Source organism: Micromonospora sp. BQ32, from assembly GCF_059358895.1.
Map to the genome: position 1 here is coordinate 1 of NZ_JCADBI010000026.1, position 14,990 is coordinate 14,990.

Annotated in this window: 14 protein-coding genes; 8 read left to right on the plus strand and 6 right to left on the minus strand. The window is 72.1% G+C overall.

The window, feature by feature from the left end:
- Positions 1 to 112: 112 nt before the first annotated feature.
- Complete coding sequence (gene recQ / locus AC5L30_RS30935) at positions 113 to 1,954, minus strand: DNA helicase RecQ (RefSeq protein WP_494871643.1); 1,842 nt, start codon at positions 1,952 to 1,954, stop codon at positions 113 to 115.
- A 76-nt stretch (positions 1,955 to 2,030) separates the two neighbouring features.
- Positions 2,031 to 2,375: a hypothetical protein gene (locus tag AC5L30_RS30940; RefSeq protein ID WP_091403656.1), complete on the minus strand. Its 345-nt coding sequence runs from the start codon at positions 2,373 to 2,375 to the stop codon at positions 2,031 to 2,033.
- A gap of 252 nt (positions 2,376 to 2,627) precedes the next feature.
- On the opposite strand from AC5L30_RS30940, the gene rapZ reads away from it, so the two are divergent.
- From rapZ to AC5L30_RS30980, 8 genes are all read left to right on the plus strand, one after another.
- Positions 2,628 to 3,530: an RNase adapter RapZ gene (rapZ, locus tag AC5L30_RS30945; protein WP_494871710.1), complete on the plus strand. Its 903-nt coding sequence runs from the start codon at positions 2,628 to 2,630 to the stop codon at positions 3,528 to 3,530.
- The gene (locus AC5L30_RS30950; RefSeq protein ID WP_494871645.1) at positions 3,527 to 4,654 is read left to right on the plus strand and encodes a gluconeogenesis factor YvcK family protein; all 1,128 of its coding nucleotides are present in this window, start codon (positions 3,527 to 3,529) and stop codon (positions 4,652 to 4,654) included. Before rapZ ends, AC5L30_RS30950 begins: the two co-directional genes overlap by 4 nt.
- Positions 4,655 to 4,708: 54 nt before the next feature.
- Positions 4,709 to 5,689, plus strand: a complete 981-nt coding sequence (whiA, locus tag AC5L30_RS30955) for a DNA-binding protein WhiA (protein WP_074312802.1) — start codon at positions 4,709 to 4,711, stop codon at positions 5,687 to 5,689.
- Positions 5,690 to 5,956: 267 nt separating this feature from the next.
- Positions 5,957 to 6,961: a type I glyceraldehyde-3-phosphate dehydrogenase gene (gene gap / locus AC5L30_RS30960; RefSeq protein WP_124853956.1), complete on the plus strand. Its 1,005-nt coding sequence runs from the start codon at positions 5,957 to 5,959 to the stop codon at positions 6,959 to 6,961.
- Positions 6,958 to 8,157, plus strand: a complete 1,200-nt coding sequence (locus AC5L30_RS30965; protein ID WP_494871646.1) for a phosphoglycerate kinase — start codon at positions 6,958 to 6,960, stop codon at positions 8,155 to 8,157. Before gap ends, AC5L30_RS30965 begins: the two co-directional genes overlap by 4 nt.
- Positions 8,158 to 8,949 (plus strand): triose-phosphate isomerase, encoded by a 792-nt coding sequence (gene tpiA, locus AC5L30_RS30970; RefSeq protein ID WP_494871648.1) that lies wholly within the window; start codon positions 8,158 to 8,160, stop codon positions 8,947 to 8,949. It begins immediately after the preceding gene.
- 96 nt (positions 8,950 to 9,045) lie between these two features.
- The gene (gene secG / locus AC5L30_RS30975) at positions 9,046 to 9,306 is read left to right on the plus strand and encodes a preprotein translocase subunit SecG (RefSeq protein ID WP_030337344.1); all 261 of its coding nucleotides are present in this window, start codon (positions 9,046 to 9,048) and stop codon (positions 9,304 to 9,306) included.
- A gap of 140 nt (positions 9,307 to 9,446) precedes the next feature.
- A complete protein-coding gene (locus AC5L30_RS30980) occupies positions 9,447 to 9,788 on the plus strand; it encodes an RNA polymerase-binding protein RbpA (RefSeq protein WP_494871651.1) in 342 nt (113 codons plus the stop codon).
- 17 nt (positions 9,789 to 9,805) lie between these two features.
- On the opposite strand, the gene pgl is transcribed toward AC5L30_RS30980, so the two are convergent.
- The 4 genes from pgl to AC5L30_RS31000 form a co-directional block, all read right to left on the minus strand.
- A complete protein-coding gene (gene pgl, locus AC5L30_RS30985; protein ID WP_494871653.1) occupies positions 9,806 to 10,576 on the minus strand; it encodes a 6-phosphogluconolactonase in 771 nt (256 codons plus the stop codon).
- Between the two features lie 144 nt (positions 10,577 to 10,720).
- A complete protein-coding gene (locus AC5L30_RS30990; RefSeq protein WP_494871655.1) occupies positions 10,721 to 11,737 on the minus strand; it encodes a glucose-6-phosphate dehydrogenase assembly protein OpcA in 1,017 nt (338 codons plus the stop codon).
- Positions 11,734 to 13,287, minus strand: coding sequence for a glucose-6-phosphate dehydrogenase (gene zwf / locus AC5L30_RS30995; RefSeq protein ID WP_494871657.1), 1,554 nt, complete (start codon positions 13,285 to 13,287; stop codon positions 11,734 to 11,736). Before zwf ends, AC5L30_RS30990 begins: the two co-directional genes overlap by 4 nt.
- 2 nt (positions 13,288 to 13,289) lie before the next feature.
- Positions 13,290 to 14,939 carry a phosphoglucose isomerase-related protein gene (locus AC5L30_RS31000; RefSeq protein ID WP_494871658.1) on the minus strand — a complete coding sequence of 550 codons (1,650 nt, stop codon included), beginning with the start codon at positions 14,937 to 14,939 and terminating at the stop codon, positions 13,290 to 13,292.
- Positions 14,940 to 14,990 lie beyond the last annotated feature (51 nt).

The window sequence follows — 14,990 nt, forward strand, 5'->3', positions numbered from 1 at the left end:
AACACCTCGCGGACTGGATCGCCACCCGCGGCTACGCCACCAGCTGACCCCAACCACCCAACGACACCGAAGGGCCGAACCCCACCACGGGGCCCGGCCCTTCGGCATGTCCTCAGTCGGTGGCGAGGACGGCCAGGATCTGCTCGCCGTACTTGGCGAGTTTGTTCTCGCCGACTCCGCTGACCCGGGACAGGTCGGCCAGTGTGCTGGGCGCGTCGTTGGCGATCTGTCGCAGCGTGGCGTCGTGGAAGATCACGTACGCCGGGACGCCCTGCTCCTTGGCGGTGGTCGCGCGCCAGCCGCGCAGCCGCTCGAACAGCGACGCGGCGGCCGGGGTCAGCTCGGCCACGACGGTGGACGAGCCGCGCGGCTTCGAGGAGCGGCTCGATGCCGGCTTCTCCGGCTCGCGGCGCAGGGTGACCGTGCGGCGGCGACCGAGGACGTCGGCGCTCGCCTCGGTCAGGGCCAGCGTGCCGTAGTCGCCCTCCACGGCGAGCAGCCCTTCGGCGAGCAGTTGCCGGACCACGCCCCGCCACTCGGCCTCACTGAGCTCGGAGCCGATGCCGAAGACGGTCAGCGAGTCGTGGCCGTACTGGCTGATCTTGTCGGTCTGCTTGCCGAGCAGGATGTCGATGCAGTGCCCGGCGCCGAAGCGCTGGTTGCGTTCGCGGTCGAGCCGGAAGACGGCGGAGAGCAACTTCTGGGCGGCGACCGTGCCGTCCCAGGACTCCGGTGGGGTGAGGCAGGTGTCGCAGTTGCCGCAGGCGGCCGTCGTCGTCTCGCCGAAGTATTCGAGCAGCTGGACCCGCCGGCAGCGCACCGTCTCGCAGAGGGCGAGCATCGCGTCCAGGTGCGCGGCGAGATTACGGCGGTGGGCGAGGTCACCGTCGGACGTCTCGATCATTTTGCGTTGCTGGACCACGTCCTGCAGCCCGTACGCCAGCCAGGCGGTGGACGGCAGGCCGTCGCGGCCGGCGCGGCCGGTCTCCTGGTAGTAGCCCTCGACGGACTTGGGCAGGTCGAGGTGGGCGACGAACCGGACGTCGGGCTTGTCGATGCCCATGCCGAAGGCGATGGTGGCCACCATGACCAGGCCGTCTTCCCGCAGGAAGCGCTGCTGGTTGCGAGCGCGGGTGCCGGCGTCCAGCCCGGCGTGGTACGGCAGGGCGGCGACCCCGTTGGCGGTGAGGAACTCCGCCGTCTTGTCGACCGAGGCCCGGGACAGGCAGTAGACGATGCCGGCGTCGCCGGGGTGCTCGTCGCGCAGCAGGGTCAGCAGCTGCTTGCGGGGCTCCCGCTTGGGCACGATCCGGTACTGGATGTTGGGCCGGTCGAAGCTGGCCACGAAGTGCCGGGCGTCGTCGAGTTTGAGCCGGGTCGCGATCTCGGTGCGGGTGGCGCTGGTCGCGGTGGCGGTCAGGGCGATGCGGGGCACCTGCGGCCAGCGTTCGTGCAGCATCGACAGCGCGAGGTAGTCGGGGCGGAAGTCGTGCCCCCACTGGGACACGCAGTGCGCCTCGTCGATCGCGAACAGGGAGATGCGGCCCCGGTCCAGCAGGGCGAGGGTGGGCCGGACGCCGAGCGCCTCCGGGGCCAGGTAGAGCAGGTCCAGCTCGCCGGCGACGAAGGCGGCCTCGACTCGGCGTCGGGCGTCCAGGGTCTGGGTGGAGTTGAGGAACCCGGCGCGGACGCCGACTGCGGTGAGGGCGTCGACCTGGTCCTGCATGAGCGCGATCAGTGGGGACACGACGACGGCGACCCCGTCGCGGACCAGGGCCGGGATCTGGTAGCACAGGGACTTGCCACCACCGGTGGGCATCAGCACCAACGCGTCGCCGCCGGCGACCACATGGTCGATCACGTCCTGCTGGAAACCGCGGAAGGCGTCGTAGCCGAACACCCGGCGCAGCACCGGCAGCGCGTCCTCGGTACGCAGGTCGGTGGGAGAAGCCATCCGGGGAGTCTACGAGCCCAGCCCGACAGCGCCCGTCCGGCGCACCCGGGCCGGGTGCGCCGGACGGGCGACGCGGTCAGCCGGGCTGGCTGGACCGGTTGGCCAGGCCGCGCGGCGGTGCCTTCATTCCGACCACGATGTCGACGATCTCGATGTAGCGGGCCTTGTTGCCCATTCGGAAGGCGGTGGCCGCCGCGTTGATCTCCTCGAGGGTGTCGGCCTCGACCATGGTGACCTGGTCGTACTTGCCGTTCACCCCGGTGCACACGACGTGGGTGAGCTGCTTGGCGAAGCGGCCCAGGTCGCGGGCGTGCTCGGCGGAGATCTCGTGGATGCCCTCGCGGCCGAGGGCGAAGTACTCGGGGCTGATCCGCATGAACAGGAAGCCGACGTACTTGTTCTTGTCCGCCAGGTCGTGCATCGCACCCTCCAGATGTCGGTCTGACCTGCGACGATCACGTTGAGCGTATTGACAACTACTGATCGTCATCAAGTGCGCTCGGTGTCGGGAGGGCGACCGTCGGAACGGTCCGCGGGCGCCGCCCGGCCACGGGTGCCCGGCCGCGACCCGGCGGCGGGATAGAGTCGCTGATTGACCAATCGCGGCCGAGGGCGGCCGCGGCGCCACGGCTTGGGGGTACGGGTGAGCGAGGCGCGCACAACCGGTGACCGGATCGACGGCCCGGATGCCGGTGACGAGCAGTTGGCGGCCGAGTCGGAGACCACCCTCGTGGTGGTCACCGGCCTCTCCGGGGGTGGCCGCAGCACAGTGGCCCGGGCGTTGGAGAACGTCGGCTACTACGTCGTGGACAACCTGCCGCAGGCCCTGATGCTGGACATGGCCGAGCTGGCGTTCAAGGCGGGCGGCGCGGCCCGGCGTACCGCCATGGTGCTGGACGTGCGGTCGCGGGCCTTCTCGACCGACCTGGCCGGGGCGATCCGGGAGCTCAAGGAGCGCGGGTTCTCGCCCCGGGTGGTCTTCGTCGACGCCGACGACGAGGTGCTGATCCGGCGGTTCGAGAGCGTTCGGCGTTCGCACCCGTTGCAGGGTGACGGGCGGCTGGCCGACGGCATCGCCGTGGAGCGCGGTCTGCTGGAGGAGGCCCGCGACCAGGCCGACGTGATCATCGACACCAGCCACCTGAACGTCAACCAGCTCCGGCGGCGCATCGAGGAGCTGTTCGGCGGCGAGGACGCCCGCCGGCTGCGGGTCACCGTGCTGTCGTTCGGCTTCAAGTACGGCCTGCCGCCGGACGCCGATTTCGTGCTGGACGCGCGCTTCCTGCCGAATCCGTACTGGGTGCCGGAGCTTCGCGAGCACACCGGGCGGGAGGAGGCGGTCAGCGCGTACGTGCTGGGCCAGGAGGGTGCGGACGCCTTCGTCGCCTCGTACGCCGACCTGGTCGGCGCCACCACGACCGGCTTCGAGCGGGAGGGCAAGCGGTACCTCACGGTCGCCGTGGGCTGCACCGGCGGCAAGCACCGCAGCGTGGCCATCGCCGAGGAGTTGGCCAGCCGGCTGCGCCACTCCGGGCTGGCGGCGAACGCCCAGCACCGCGACCTGGGGCGGGAATGACGGCCCGGCGGGTGGTGGCGTTCGGCGGCGGGCACGGGCTGTCCGCCTCGTTGCGTGCCCTGCGCCACTGTGCGCCCGAACTCGACCTCGACATCACCGCGGTGGTCACGGTGGGTGACGACGGCGGCTCCAGTGGTCGGCTGCGGGCCGAGCGAGGTGGCCTGCCCCCGGGAGATCTGCGCCAGGCGCTGGTGGCCCTCGCCGGGGACCACCCGGCCACCCGGCGCAGCGCCGGGCTGTTCCAGCACCGCTTCGCCGCCGTACCGGTGGGCGTACCCGGATCCGGAGCGACCGACCCGGGCCCGGCGGCGGGCGACGACCCGGACCGGGACGGCGCGGCCCCGCGCGGCACCGACACAGCCCCGCGCGGCACCGACGGGGCGTCGGCCGGCACCGACGGAGCATGGGCCGGCACCGGCGGGGCGTCGGCCACCGACGGTCTGACCGGGCACGCGGTGGGCAACCTGGTCCTCTGCGGCCTGATGGAGCTGCTCGGGGATCCGGTGGCCGCGCTGGAGCACGCCGGCGCGATGCTCGGCGCCGTCGGCCGGGTGTTGCCGATGTCCCGCCAACCGGTCGGCATCGAGGCGCGGGTACGCGGCGCCGACCCGGCCGCCCCCGACGAGGTGCGCACGGTGAGTGGCCAGCACCAGGTGGCCGTCACCACCGGGCGGGTCGAGTCGCTGCGCCTCACCCCGAGCGCCCCACCGGCCTGCGCCGAGGCCATCGAGGCGATCCGGGCGGCCGACTGGTTGATCTTCGGGCCGGGCAGCTGGTACACCAGCGTGCTTCCGCACCTGCTGGTGCCGCAGTTGGCCGACGCGATCGTGTCCACCTCGGCCCGGCGGCTGGTCACGCTGAACCTCGCTGCGGAGAAGGAGACCCTCGGGCTCTCCGTCGCCGACCATCTCGCGGCGCTGCACTGGTACCTGCCCGAGCTCAAGGTGGATCTTGTGCTCGCCGATGCCAAGGCGGTGGGTGACCCCGAACCGGTCGAACGTGCGGCAGAATCGCTGGGTGCCCGCCTGGTCCTCGCCCCCGTCGCCGTTGTCGACGGGACTCCCCGCCATGATCCGGCTGCACTGGGCGCCGCGCTGGTGCCTGTCCTGGGCGCCGATCGTTAGACACGTACGTAATCTCCGGCGACACGCCGGAACAGGTCCGTGAGGGGACGCACAATGGCGATGACGGCCGCGGTCAAGGACGAGCTGAGTCGGGTCGACGTGCCCAAGCCCTGCTGCCGGCGGGCGGAGATGGCCGCACTGCTGCGCTTCGCCGGCGGGCTGCACATCGTCTCCGGCCGCGTGGTGGTGGAGGCTGAACTGGACACCGGGGCGGTGGCCCGGCGGCTGCGCCGGGAGATCGCCGAGGTCTACGGCTACCCCAGCGAGATCCACGTGCTGGCCTCCGGTGGCCTGCGCAAGGGCAGCCACTTCATCGTGCGGGTGGTCAAGGACGGCGAGGCCCTCGCGCGGCAGACCGGCCTGCTCGACGTGCGGGGTCGCCCGGTGCGCGGGCTGCCCCCGCACGTGGTGGCGGCCAACGTCTGCTGCGCGGTCTCCGCGTGGCGGGGCGCGTTCATGGCCCACGGCTCGCTCACCGAGCCCGGCCGCTCCAGCGCGCTGGAGATCACCTGCCCCGGGCCGGAGTCGGCGCTGGCGCTGGTCGGCGCGGCCCGCCGCATCGGCATCACCGCGAAGAACCGCGAGGTACGCGGGGTGGACCGGGTGGTCGTCAAGGACGGTGACGCGATCGCCGCGCTGCTCACCCGGATCGGCGCGCACTCCAGCGTGCTGGCCTGGGAGGAGCGTCGGGTCCGCCGCGAGGTGCGGGCCACCGCCAACCGGCTCGCCAACTTCGACGACGCCAACCTGCGCCGGTCGGCGCGGGCGGCGGTCGCCGCCGCCGCCCGGGTCACCCGTGCGCTGGAGATCCTCGCCGACGAGGCGCCCAACCACCTGACCGACGCCGGTCGGCTGCGTCTGGAGCACCGGCAGGCGTCGCTGGAGGAGTTGGGCGCGTTGGCCGAGCCCCCGCTGACCAAGGACGCCATCGCCGGGCGGATCCGCCGGCTCCTGGCGCTGGCCGACAAGCGGGCCCGCGACCTTGGCATCCCGGATACGGAAGCAGCCGTCACGCCCGACATGCTCGTGGTCTGATAGGACGGTGGGGCCGCACGGTGCGTCCGGGAGCACGACCCGGCGCAGCGTGGTCTCGCACGCTCGGATAGGGTCGCTGCGTACGGCAAGGGGGCCGACACCGGCACTCCTCGTCGTGCCCCACCGCCTCGGGCGGTCAGGTCCTCAGACCGCGCGGCGGGGTGGCCGAGATGAACCGTCGACGGCCGGCTCCAACGGTCGGCGCACACCATTCCCGCCGGCCCGTTGTCTGAAGCCGGCGGACCAGAACGCGAGGAGATGGGACCTGTGACCATCCGGGTTGGCATCAACGGCTTTGGCCGAATCGGCCGTAACTTCTTCCGGGCAGTGCTGGCGTCTGACGCCGACATCGAGGTCGTGGCGGTGAACGACCTGACCGACAACGCCACGCTCGCCCACCTGCTCAAGTACGACAGCATCCTCGGTCGCCTGCCCTACGAGGTCAAGGCCACCGCCGACGAGATCACCGTCGGTGGCAAGACCATCAAGGCGTACGCCGAGAAGGACCCGTCGAAGCTGCCGTGGGGCGAGGTCGGCGCCGACGTCGTCATCGAGTCGACCGGTTTCTTCACCGACGCCACCAAGGCCAAGGCGCACGTCGACGGCGGGGCCAAGAAGGTCATCATCTCCGCCCCGGCGAAGAACGAGGACGTCACCGTCGTCATGGGTGTCAACCACGACACCTACGACCCGGCGAAGCACACCATCATCTCCAACGCCTCGTGCACCACCAACTGCCTCGCCCCGATGGCGAAGGTCCTGCACGACACGTTCGGCATCCAGCACGGTCTGATGACGACGATCCACGCGTACACCCAGGACCAGAACCTCCAGGACGCGCCGCACTCGGATCTGCGTCGGGCCCGCGCCGCCGCGCTGAACATCGTGCCGACCTCCACCGGCGCCGCCAAGGCGATCGGCCTGGTCCTGCCGGACCTCAAGGGCAAGCTCGACGGGTACGCCCTGCGGGTGCCGATCCCGACCGGCTCGGTCACCGACCTCACCGTCAACGTGGGTCGTGAGACCACCGTGGACGAGGTCAACGCCGCGCTGAAGGCCGCCGCGGACGGCCCGCTCAAGGGCATCCTGGTCTACAACGAGGACCCGATCGTCTCCACCGACATCGTGACCGACCCGGCGTCGTGCATCTTCGACGCGCCGCTGACCAAGGTCGTCGGCAACCAGGTCAAGGTCGTCGGCTGGTACGACAACGAGTGGGGCTACTCCAACCGCCTGGTCGACCTCGTCAAGCTGGTCGGTTCGTCGCTGTGAGCATCCGGACCCTCGACGATTTGCTCGCCGAGGGGGTGTCGGGTCGGCGCGTGCTGGTGCGCGCCGACCTGAACGTCCCGCTCGACAAGCAGACCGGTGCCATCACTGACGATGGTCGGATCCGCGCGGTGCTGCCGACCCTCGGCGCACTGGTCGAGGCCGGTGCGAAGGTGGTCGTCTGCTCGCACCTGGGCCGCCCGAAGGGCGTTCCGGACCCGCAGTTCAGCCTGGGCCCGGTCGCCGGGCGGCTCGGTGAGCTGCTCGGCGCGCCGGTGCACTTCGCCACCGACACCGTCGGTGATTCCGCCCGCTCCACCGTCGCCGGCCTGGCCGACGGCCAGGTCGCCCTCCTCGAGAACCTGCGTTTCAACGCCGGTGAGACCAGCAAGGACGAGGCCGAGCGGGGTGCCTTCGCCGACCAGCTCGCCGCGTTCGGCGACGCGTACGTGGACGACGCGTTCGGTGCCGTGCACCGCAAGCACGCCAGCGTCTTCGACGTGCCGGCTCGGCTGCCGCACGTCGCGGGCCGACTGGTGCTGCGTGAGGTCGAGGTCCTCTCGAAGCTCACCGGTGACCCCGAGCGCCCGTACGTGGTGGTGCTCGGTGGGTCGAAGGTCTCCGACAAGCTCGCCGTGATCGAGGCTCTGCTGCCGACGGTCGACCGGCTGCTCATCGGCGGCGGGATGTGCTTCACCTTCCTCAAGGCCCAGGGCCTGGAGGTGGGCACCTCGCTGCTGGAGAAGGACATGGTCGAGACCTGCCGCAACCTGCTGGAGCGGTCCGGCGGCAAGATCATGCTCCCGGTCGACGTGGTGGTCGCGGACGCGTTCGCTCCGGACGCGGCGCACGACACGGTCCGGGTCGACGGCATCCCGAGTCACCGGCTCGGCCTGGATGTCGGCCCGGAGACGGTGGCCGGCTTCAGCGCCGCGCTGTCCCAGGCGAAGACGATCTTCTGGAACGGCCCGATGGGCGTGTTCGAGATGCCGGCCTTCGCGGCGGGCACCCGGGGGATCGCCGAGGCGATCACCAAGGCCGACGCGTTCAGCGTCGTCGGCGGCGGTGACTCCGCAGCGGCCGTCCGTGCCCTGGGGCTGGACGAGTCGTCCTTCGGGCACATCTCCACCGGTGGTGGCGCCTCCCTGGAATACCTCGAGGGCAAGGCCCTCCCCGGCATCGCGGCCCTGGAGAACTGAATGTCGAGCACCACCCGCCGGCCGCTGATGGCCGGCAACTGGAAGATGAACCTCAACCACCTTGAGGCCAACCTGCTGGTGCAGAAGCTGGCGGCGAGTCTCACCGAGAAGCAGCTCACCGACGTCGAGACGGTCGTGCTGCCGCCCTTCACCGACCTGCGGACCGTGCAGACCGCGGTGGACGGGGACAAACTGCTGATCGGCTACGGCGGGCAGGACCTCTCCCCGCACGCGTCCGGCGCGTACACCGGGGACATCTCCGGGCCGCTGCTGGCCAAGCTCGGCTGCACGTACGTGGTGGTCGGGCACTCCGAGCGGCGGGCCTACCACCACGAGGACGACGCGCTGGTCAATGCCAAGGTCAAGGCGGCGCTGACGCACGGCCTGACGCCGATCCTCTGCGTGGGGGAGGGGCTGGACATCCGCGAGCAGGGCACCCATGTGGCGCACTGCTCCGACCAGCTCGACGGGGGCCTCGCCGGGCTCACCCCCGAGCAGGTGCGCCAGGTCGTCATCGCGTACGAGCCGGTCTGGGCGATCGGCACGGGCAAGACCGCCACCCCGGAGGACGCCCAGGAGGTCTGCGGGGCGGTCCGTCAGCGGCTGGCGGAGCGCTTCGACCAGGAGACCGCCGACCAGGTTCGGGTCCTCTACGGCGGCTCGGTCAAGGCGTCCAACATCGCCTCGATCATGGCCCAGCCGGACGTGGACGGGGGCCTGGTGGGGGGCGCCAGCCTGGACGCGGAGGAATTCGCTCAGATCTGCCGGTTCCCGGAGCACCTCGCCCGCTGATCGCTCGGTATCCTTGACACCGCCCGTCCGCCGGTCGGTGCCGCCGTGCCCGATCAGACCGGGCGAGGATCGCTACGAGAGGAACTGACCCCAGCCATGCCGATCTGGTTCGCATACACGTTGATCGTGTTGCTGGTCATCACGAGCATTCTGCTCACCCTGCTGATCCTGCTGCACCGCGGCAAGGGCGGCGGTCTGTCGAGCATGTTCGGCGGTGGCGTCAGCTCCAGCCTCGCCGGCTCCTCGGTCGCGGAGAAGAACCTGGACCGCTACACCGTTCTGGTGAGCGTCGTCTGGTTCGCCGCCATCGTCGGGCTCGGGCTCTGGCTGCGCCTCCAAATGAACAGCGGCGCCTGAGCAGGCTCAGTAAGTCGTACAATCTGCGCGCGGTTCGTCACTCGACGGGCCGCGCGCAGGCTTTTCTCCGCTGCACCGCGTCGCCCGCCGCTCCACCCCCGAAGACGGCGGGTCCCCTCCGACGACAGGAGCGAGCAGCCGTGCCGAGTGGCAACGTTATCCGGGGAGCCCGGGTCGGGTCCGCACCCATGCGCCCGGACGAGCGGCACCAACCCGCCCCCCGACAGGACGTCACCTACTGGTGCCGTAACGACCATCGGATCGACATCCGGATCGCCGCGGACGTCGAGCCGCCCACCGTGTGGGACTGCCCCCGCTGCGGCCTGCCCGCCGGCCGGGACGCCCAGAACCCGCCGGGCCGGGTCCGCGCCGAACCGTACAAGAGCCACCTGGCGTACGTGAAGGAGCGGCGCACCGCCGAGGAGGGGGAGGCCCTGCTCGCCGAGGCGCTCGCCGCGCTACGCCGTCGACGCGGCGAGTAGCGGACTCCTCCGCGCGTTCAGCGCAGGCTGCGCAGTCGGGCCGGTACGTCGGCTGCCGCCGCCCGGTCCAGCAGCCAGCGGGTGCGGTCCACGCCGCGGACGCCGGCCGCCGGCAGCTGCACCGGCCCGGCGCCGGCCAACGCCATACCCACCGCGCGAGCCTTGTCGGCGCCGCCGGCCACCAACCAGACCTCCTCGGCGGTGTTGATCGCCGCCAGGGTGAGGGTGGTCCGCGTCGGCGGCGGCTTGGGGCTGCCCCGCACCGCGCTGACCGGCCGGGTCTCGTAGCTGACCGGGTGCTCGGGGAAGACCGAGGCCACGTGGCCGTCCTCGCCGACGCCCAGCATCAGCACGTCGAAGTGCGGCAGCGTGGCGTGCCCGGGCCGGGCGGCGCGGGCCAGCTCCTCCGCGTACTCGGCAGCCGCCGCCTCGGGGTCGTTGCCGGCCGGGCCGTCCGAGGCCGGCATCGCGTGCACCCGGGCCGGGTCCAGCGGCACCACGTCCAGCAGGGCGGCGCGGGCCTGGGTCTCGTTGCGGTCCGGATCACCGGCGGGCAGGAACCGTTCGTCGCCCCACCACACGTCGACCCGGGACCAGTCCACCGCGTCGCGGGCCGGCAGCGTCGCCACCGCCCGGTACACGGCCGCGGCGATCCGGCCCCCGGTGAGCACCACCGAGGCTTCGCCCCGATCGGCCTGGGCGTCGAGCAGCTTCACCAGCAACCGGGCCGCCACGGCCTGCGCCAGCAGGTCGGCGTCGGCGTGGACGGCGACACTCGCCTCACTCATGGATGCGCCTTCGTTTCCGGACCGCGGGGCGGTCGCTGTCGTGCCCAGGGCGGTGTGCCCGAGGTGGTGGGGCGGGAACCCCGGAGATTGCAGGGCAGGGCACGGTGCGTACCGGCCCTGCCCGACGTCGTGCCCCGGCTGGGCTCAGCCCTCGCCGCTCGTGCCGGCGTGCGCGGTGACCCCGGCCTCGGCGCGCTGCGCGGTGGCCGGATCCTTCCAGACGTGGACCCGCTGCGCGGGGCGCTGCTCCAGCCCGCGCAGCCCGACCGTCGCGCCCAGCGCCTCCGCGTACACCTGGTCGGCGTCCAACCGGCGCAGTTCCTCGGCCAACTCGTCACCGAGCGGGCGGCGGACCAGCGGCAGGGCCCGGTCGTCCTGACCGGTCCGCCGGAACACGGCCATGCTGTCCTCGCGGGTCAGCGTCAGCTGGTCGCCGTTGGCGCAGCTGAGCTGCACCTCGCGCATCCGCGGGAACTCGTTGCTGTCCACCCGGCGTGGGGTGATGCCGAGCCGGCTGGACAGCCAACCGGCCATCAGCGCCGCCGTCGGGTCGGTGGCCGGTGCGACGATGGTCGCCTCGGTGACCTGGGCGTTGGTGGTGTCGAACGCCCCGGCGACCAGAGTGCGCCACGGGGTGATCCGGGTCCACGCCAGGTCGGTGTCGCCCGGGGCGTAGTCCCGGGCACGCTGCCGCAGCGCCTCCACCGGGTCGGCGGCCTGCGCGGAGTCGGTGATCCTCCGGTCGGCCACCACCCCGAGGAAGTCGGTGGCGATCTCCGCCGGTGGCTCGCCGTGCCACCAGGTGACCACCGGTACGTCCGGAACGAGCAGCGGCATCACGACCGACTCGGCGTGCAGCGACAGCCGGCCGTACATCCGGGTGACCACCGCCTCGCACGGGCCGAGCCGGCCACCGACCACGATCTCCGCGTCCAGTCGGTTGCGGTCCCGCTCGATCTCCGAGCGCACCACCACCACGAGCCGGCACGGGTGCGCGGCAGCGGCGATGGTCGCCGCGGCCTCCGCCTCCCGGACCCGCTTCTCGTCCACGACCACGATGAGGGTGAGCGCCATGCCGCTGGCCACCCCGCCGGCGCTGCGTCGCTCGGCGGCGAGCGCCTTGACCACCTCGTTGCCGGTGGTGTCCCACAGCCCGATCATGCTCGTCTCCAAGCGCGGCCCTCGCGGGCCAGCATCTCGTCGGAGGCCCGGGGGCCCCACTCGCCGGCCCGGTACGGCTCCGGGGTGGTGCCCTCCCAGGCGTGCTCCAGCGGGTCAATCACCTGCCAGCTCTGCTCGACCTCGGCGGCGTCCGGGAAGAGGGTGCGATCGCCGATCAGCACGTCCAGCACCAGACGCTCGTACGCCTCCGGGCTGGACTCGGTGAACGCCTCGCCGTACTGGAAGTCCATTGCGATGTCGCGGACCTCCATGGTCGTGCCCGGCACCTTCGAGCCGAACTTGAGCACCACGCCCTCGTCCGGTTGCACCCGGATGACCAGCTGGTTGTTGCCCAGCGACTCCATGTCGGCGTCGTTGAACGGCAGGTGCGGCGCCTTCTTGAACATGATGGCGACCTCGGTGACCCGTCGGGGCAGCCGCTTGCCGGCCCGGATGTAGAACGGCACCCCCGCCCAGCGGCGGTTCTGGATGCCCAGCCGCACCGCCACGTACGTCTCGGTGGTGGAGTCGGCGGGGACGTCCCGCTCGTCCAGGTAACCGACCGCGCGCTCGCCGCCGACCCAGCCGGGCAGGTACTGGCCCCGGACGGTGTCCCGGGCGACGTCCTTGGGCAGGGTGATGGCCTTGAGCACCTTCAGCTTCTCGGCCCGGATCTCGTCGGCGTCGAAGCTGGTCGGCTCCTCCATCGCGACCAGGGCCAGAAGTTGCAGGAGGTGGTTCTGTAACACGTCACGGGCGGTGCCGACGGTGTCGTAGAAGCCGGCGCGGGTGCCGATGCCGACGTCCTCCGCCATGGTGATCTGCACAGAGTCGACGTACGTGGAGTTCCACAGCGGCTCGAAGAGGTTGTTGGCGAACCGCAGGGCGAGGATGTTCTGAACCGTCTCCTTGCCCAGGTAGTGGTCGATCCGGAAGACGTCCTGCCGGGTGAACACGTCGTCGACGAGGTCGTTGAGCGCCTTCGCCGAGGGCAGGTCGTTACCGAACGGCTTCTCCACCACGACCCGGCGCCAACCGCCGGACTTGTCGTTGTCGGCCATCCCGGTGCGGGCCAACTGCTTGAGCACGACGGGGAACGCGGCCGGCGGGATGGAGAAGTAGAACGCCGCGTTGCCGGTGATGCCGTAAGACTGGCGCAGATCGTCCAGCGTCGAGGCGAGGGTGTCGAAGGCGGCGTCGTCGTCGAACGAGCCGCCAACGAACTTGATGTTGCCGGCCAGCCGGGCCCACACCTCGTCCCGCCAGGGGGTGCGCGCGTGCTTGCGGGCAGCCTCACAGGCCAACGTCTCGAAGTCGCCGTCACCCCAGTCGCGGCGCGCGAAACCGAGCACCACGAAGCCCGGCGGCAACAGCCCCCGGTTGGCCAGGTCGTAGACCGCGGGGAGCAGCTTCTTGCGGGCCAGGTCGCCGGTCACCCCGAAGATCACCAGAGCGCAGGGCTCGGGGATCCGGGGCAACCGGCGGTCCTGCGGGTCGCGCAGCGGGTTCACCGAACCGCCTCCTCGCTCCGCTTCAGTCACGTCGTCCATCCTCACGCCCGCAGATCACCGGCCGCGTCCAGTAGCTGGGCGACACCGGCGGCCCGGTCGGTCAGGTGCAAGCGCAGCACCGGCCGCTCCCGACCGGCGAGGGCCTGCCGGTCCCCGGCGGCCTGCGCCGCCTGCAGCTCACCGAAGGTGTACGGCTTGCCCGGCACCGCGAGGTCCTCGGCGACCGCGCCGGTCACCTGGAGGTAGCTGCCCACCTGCGGGCCGCCCTTGTGGTACTGGCCGGTCGAGTGCAGGAACCGCGGACCCCAGCCGAAGGTGACCGGCCGCCCGCCCGCCTGGGCCAGCAGCGCCCGCAGCCGGGCCGCGTCGGCGTCGGCGAACCGGTCGAGGTACGCCATCACCGCGAGGTAACCGTCGTCGCCCAGCCCGTCGAGCAGCCAGCGCAGCACCCCGGCCAGGTCCCCGGGGGCGCCCTGCGGGGCGTACACCTCGATCGCGCCCTCGGTGAACGACGGCGTCTCCGCCGGCAGACCCGAGGCCAGGATCTTGTTGGTGTTCTCCTTGGACTCGGTGACGTTCGGCTGGTTGAACGGGTCGATGCCGAGCACCACACCGGCCACCGCGGTGGCGTACTCCCAGGCCAGGAACTGCGCGCCCAGCGGGCCGTTGACAGCCACGTCCGGGGCGGCGCCGCCGCCCGGCATGTCACCGGGAGCCAGCGCGCCGCCGTAGCTGACGGTCAGCACGTCCGCGCCGGTGGCGCCGGGGCTCTGCGGGGACTCCACGACCACCGGGAGGATGCCCACCCCGGCCTTGCCGGTCGACTCGGCGATCAGCTGCTCGGCCCAGTCGCCGAGCCCGTCGATGCCGGTGCCGTCGGAGATCAGGGCGACCTTGTCCCGGGCCAGCGTGGCCGCGGCGCCCAGGGCGGCGCCCAGCGCCAGCGCCGGGTTGTTCTGGTCCGCGCCCAGCGACGTGGCCAGCGCGTCGGCCTGGTCGAGCAGTTCCGCGACCTCGACCCCGGCCAGCGCCGAGGGCACCAGACCGAACGCGGTCAGCGCCGAGTACCGGCCGCCGACGTTCGGGTCGGCGAGCACGGCGAACGCGCCCATCTCGGTCGCCGTGGTCTCCAGCGGCGAACCCGGGTCGGTGACGATGACGAAGTGCCGGCCGGCCTCCGCCTCGGTCATCCCGGCGTCCAGGAACGCCTGCCAGTACGCGCGCCGGTGGCTGTCGGTCTCCACCGTCGACCCGGACTTGCTGGCCACCACCACGACGGTGCGCTCCAGCCGGTCACCGAGCGCCGCCCGGACCTGGCCCGGGTCGGTGGTGTCCAGCACGGTCAGCGGGCGACCCAGCGTCCGGGTGATCACCTCGGGCGCGAGCGACGAGCCGCCCATGCCGGCGAGCACCACGTGATCCAGGTCGGCCAGCTCCGCGGTCAGCTCGGCCAACTGCACGAGCAGCTCGCGGCTGCGCCGGTGGGTGTCCACCCAGCCCAGCCGGATCTTCGCCTCGGCCTCGGCGTCCGGACCCCACAGGCTCGCGTCCTTGCCCGCCAGCTTGCCCGGGACGCCGGCCTTGACCAGCGCGTCCCGGGTCGAGGCGGGCGCGGCCTTGTCGACCGCGTCCGCGCCGTACACGGCGAGCCCGGCGGCTGCCTCCACGGGCCCTGCGAGAAGGTCACTCATGCCGTCACTCCGCTTCGCTGCGTGCCGTCATGAGGCACCTCCGCACTGAGC

Bases quoted from the DNA above. Each gene is read 5' to 3' on its own strand.
- recQ (WP_494871643.1), bottom strand. From the start codon at position 1,954: ATGGCTTCTCCCACCGACCTGCGTACCGAGGACGCGCTGCCGGTGCTG.
- AC5L30_RS30940 (WP_091403656.1), bottom strand. From the start codon at position 2,375: ATGCACGACCTGGCGGACAAGAACAAGTACGTCGGCTTCCTGTTCATG.
- AC5L30_RS30950 (WP_494871645.1), top strand. From the start codon at position 3,527: ATGACGGCCCGGCGGGTGGTGGCGTTCGGCGGCGGGCACGGGCTGTCC.
- whiA (WP_074312802.1), top strand. From the start codon at position 4,709: ATGGCGATGACGGCCGCGGTCAAGGACGAGCTGAGTCGGGTCGACGTG.
- tpiA (WP_494871648.1), top strand. From the start codon at position 8,158: ATGTCGAGCACCACCCGCCGGCCGCTGATGGCCGGCAACTGGAAGATG.
- secG (WP_030337344.1), top strand. From the start codon at position 9,046: ATGCCGATCTGGTTCGCATACACGTTGATCGTGTTGCTGGTCATCACG.
- pgl (WP_494871653.1), bottom strand. From the start codon at position 10,576: ATGAGTGAGGCGAGTGTCGCCGTCCACGCCGACGCCGACCTGCTGGCG.
- AC5L30_RS30990 (WP_494871655.1), bottom strand. From the start codon at position 11,737: ATGATCGGGCTGTGGGACACCACCGGCAACGAGGTGGTCAAGGCGCTC.
- zwf (WP_494871657.1), bottom strand. From the start codon at position 13,287: ATGGACGACGTGACTGAAGCGGAGCGAGGAGGCGGTTCGGTGAACCCG.
- AC5L30_RS31000 (WP_494871658.1), bottom strand. From the start codon at position 14,939: ATGAGTGACCTTCTCGCAGGGCCCGTGGAGGCAGCCGCCGGGCTCGCC.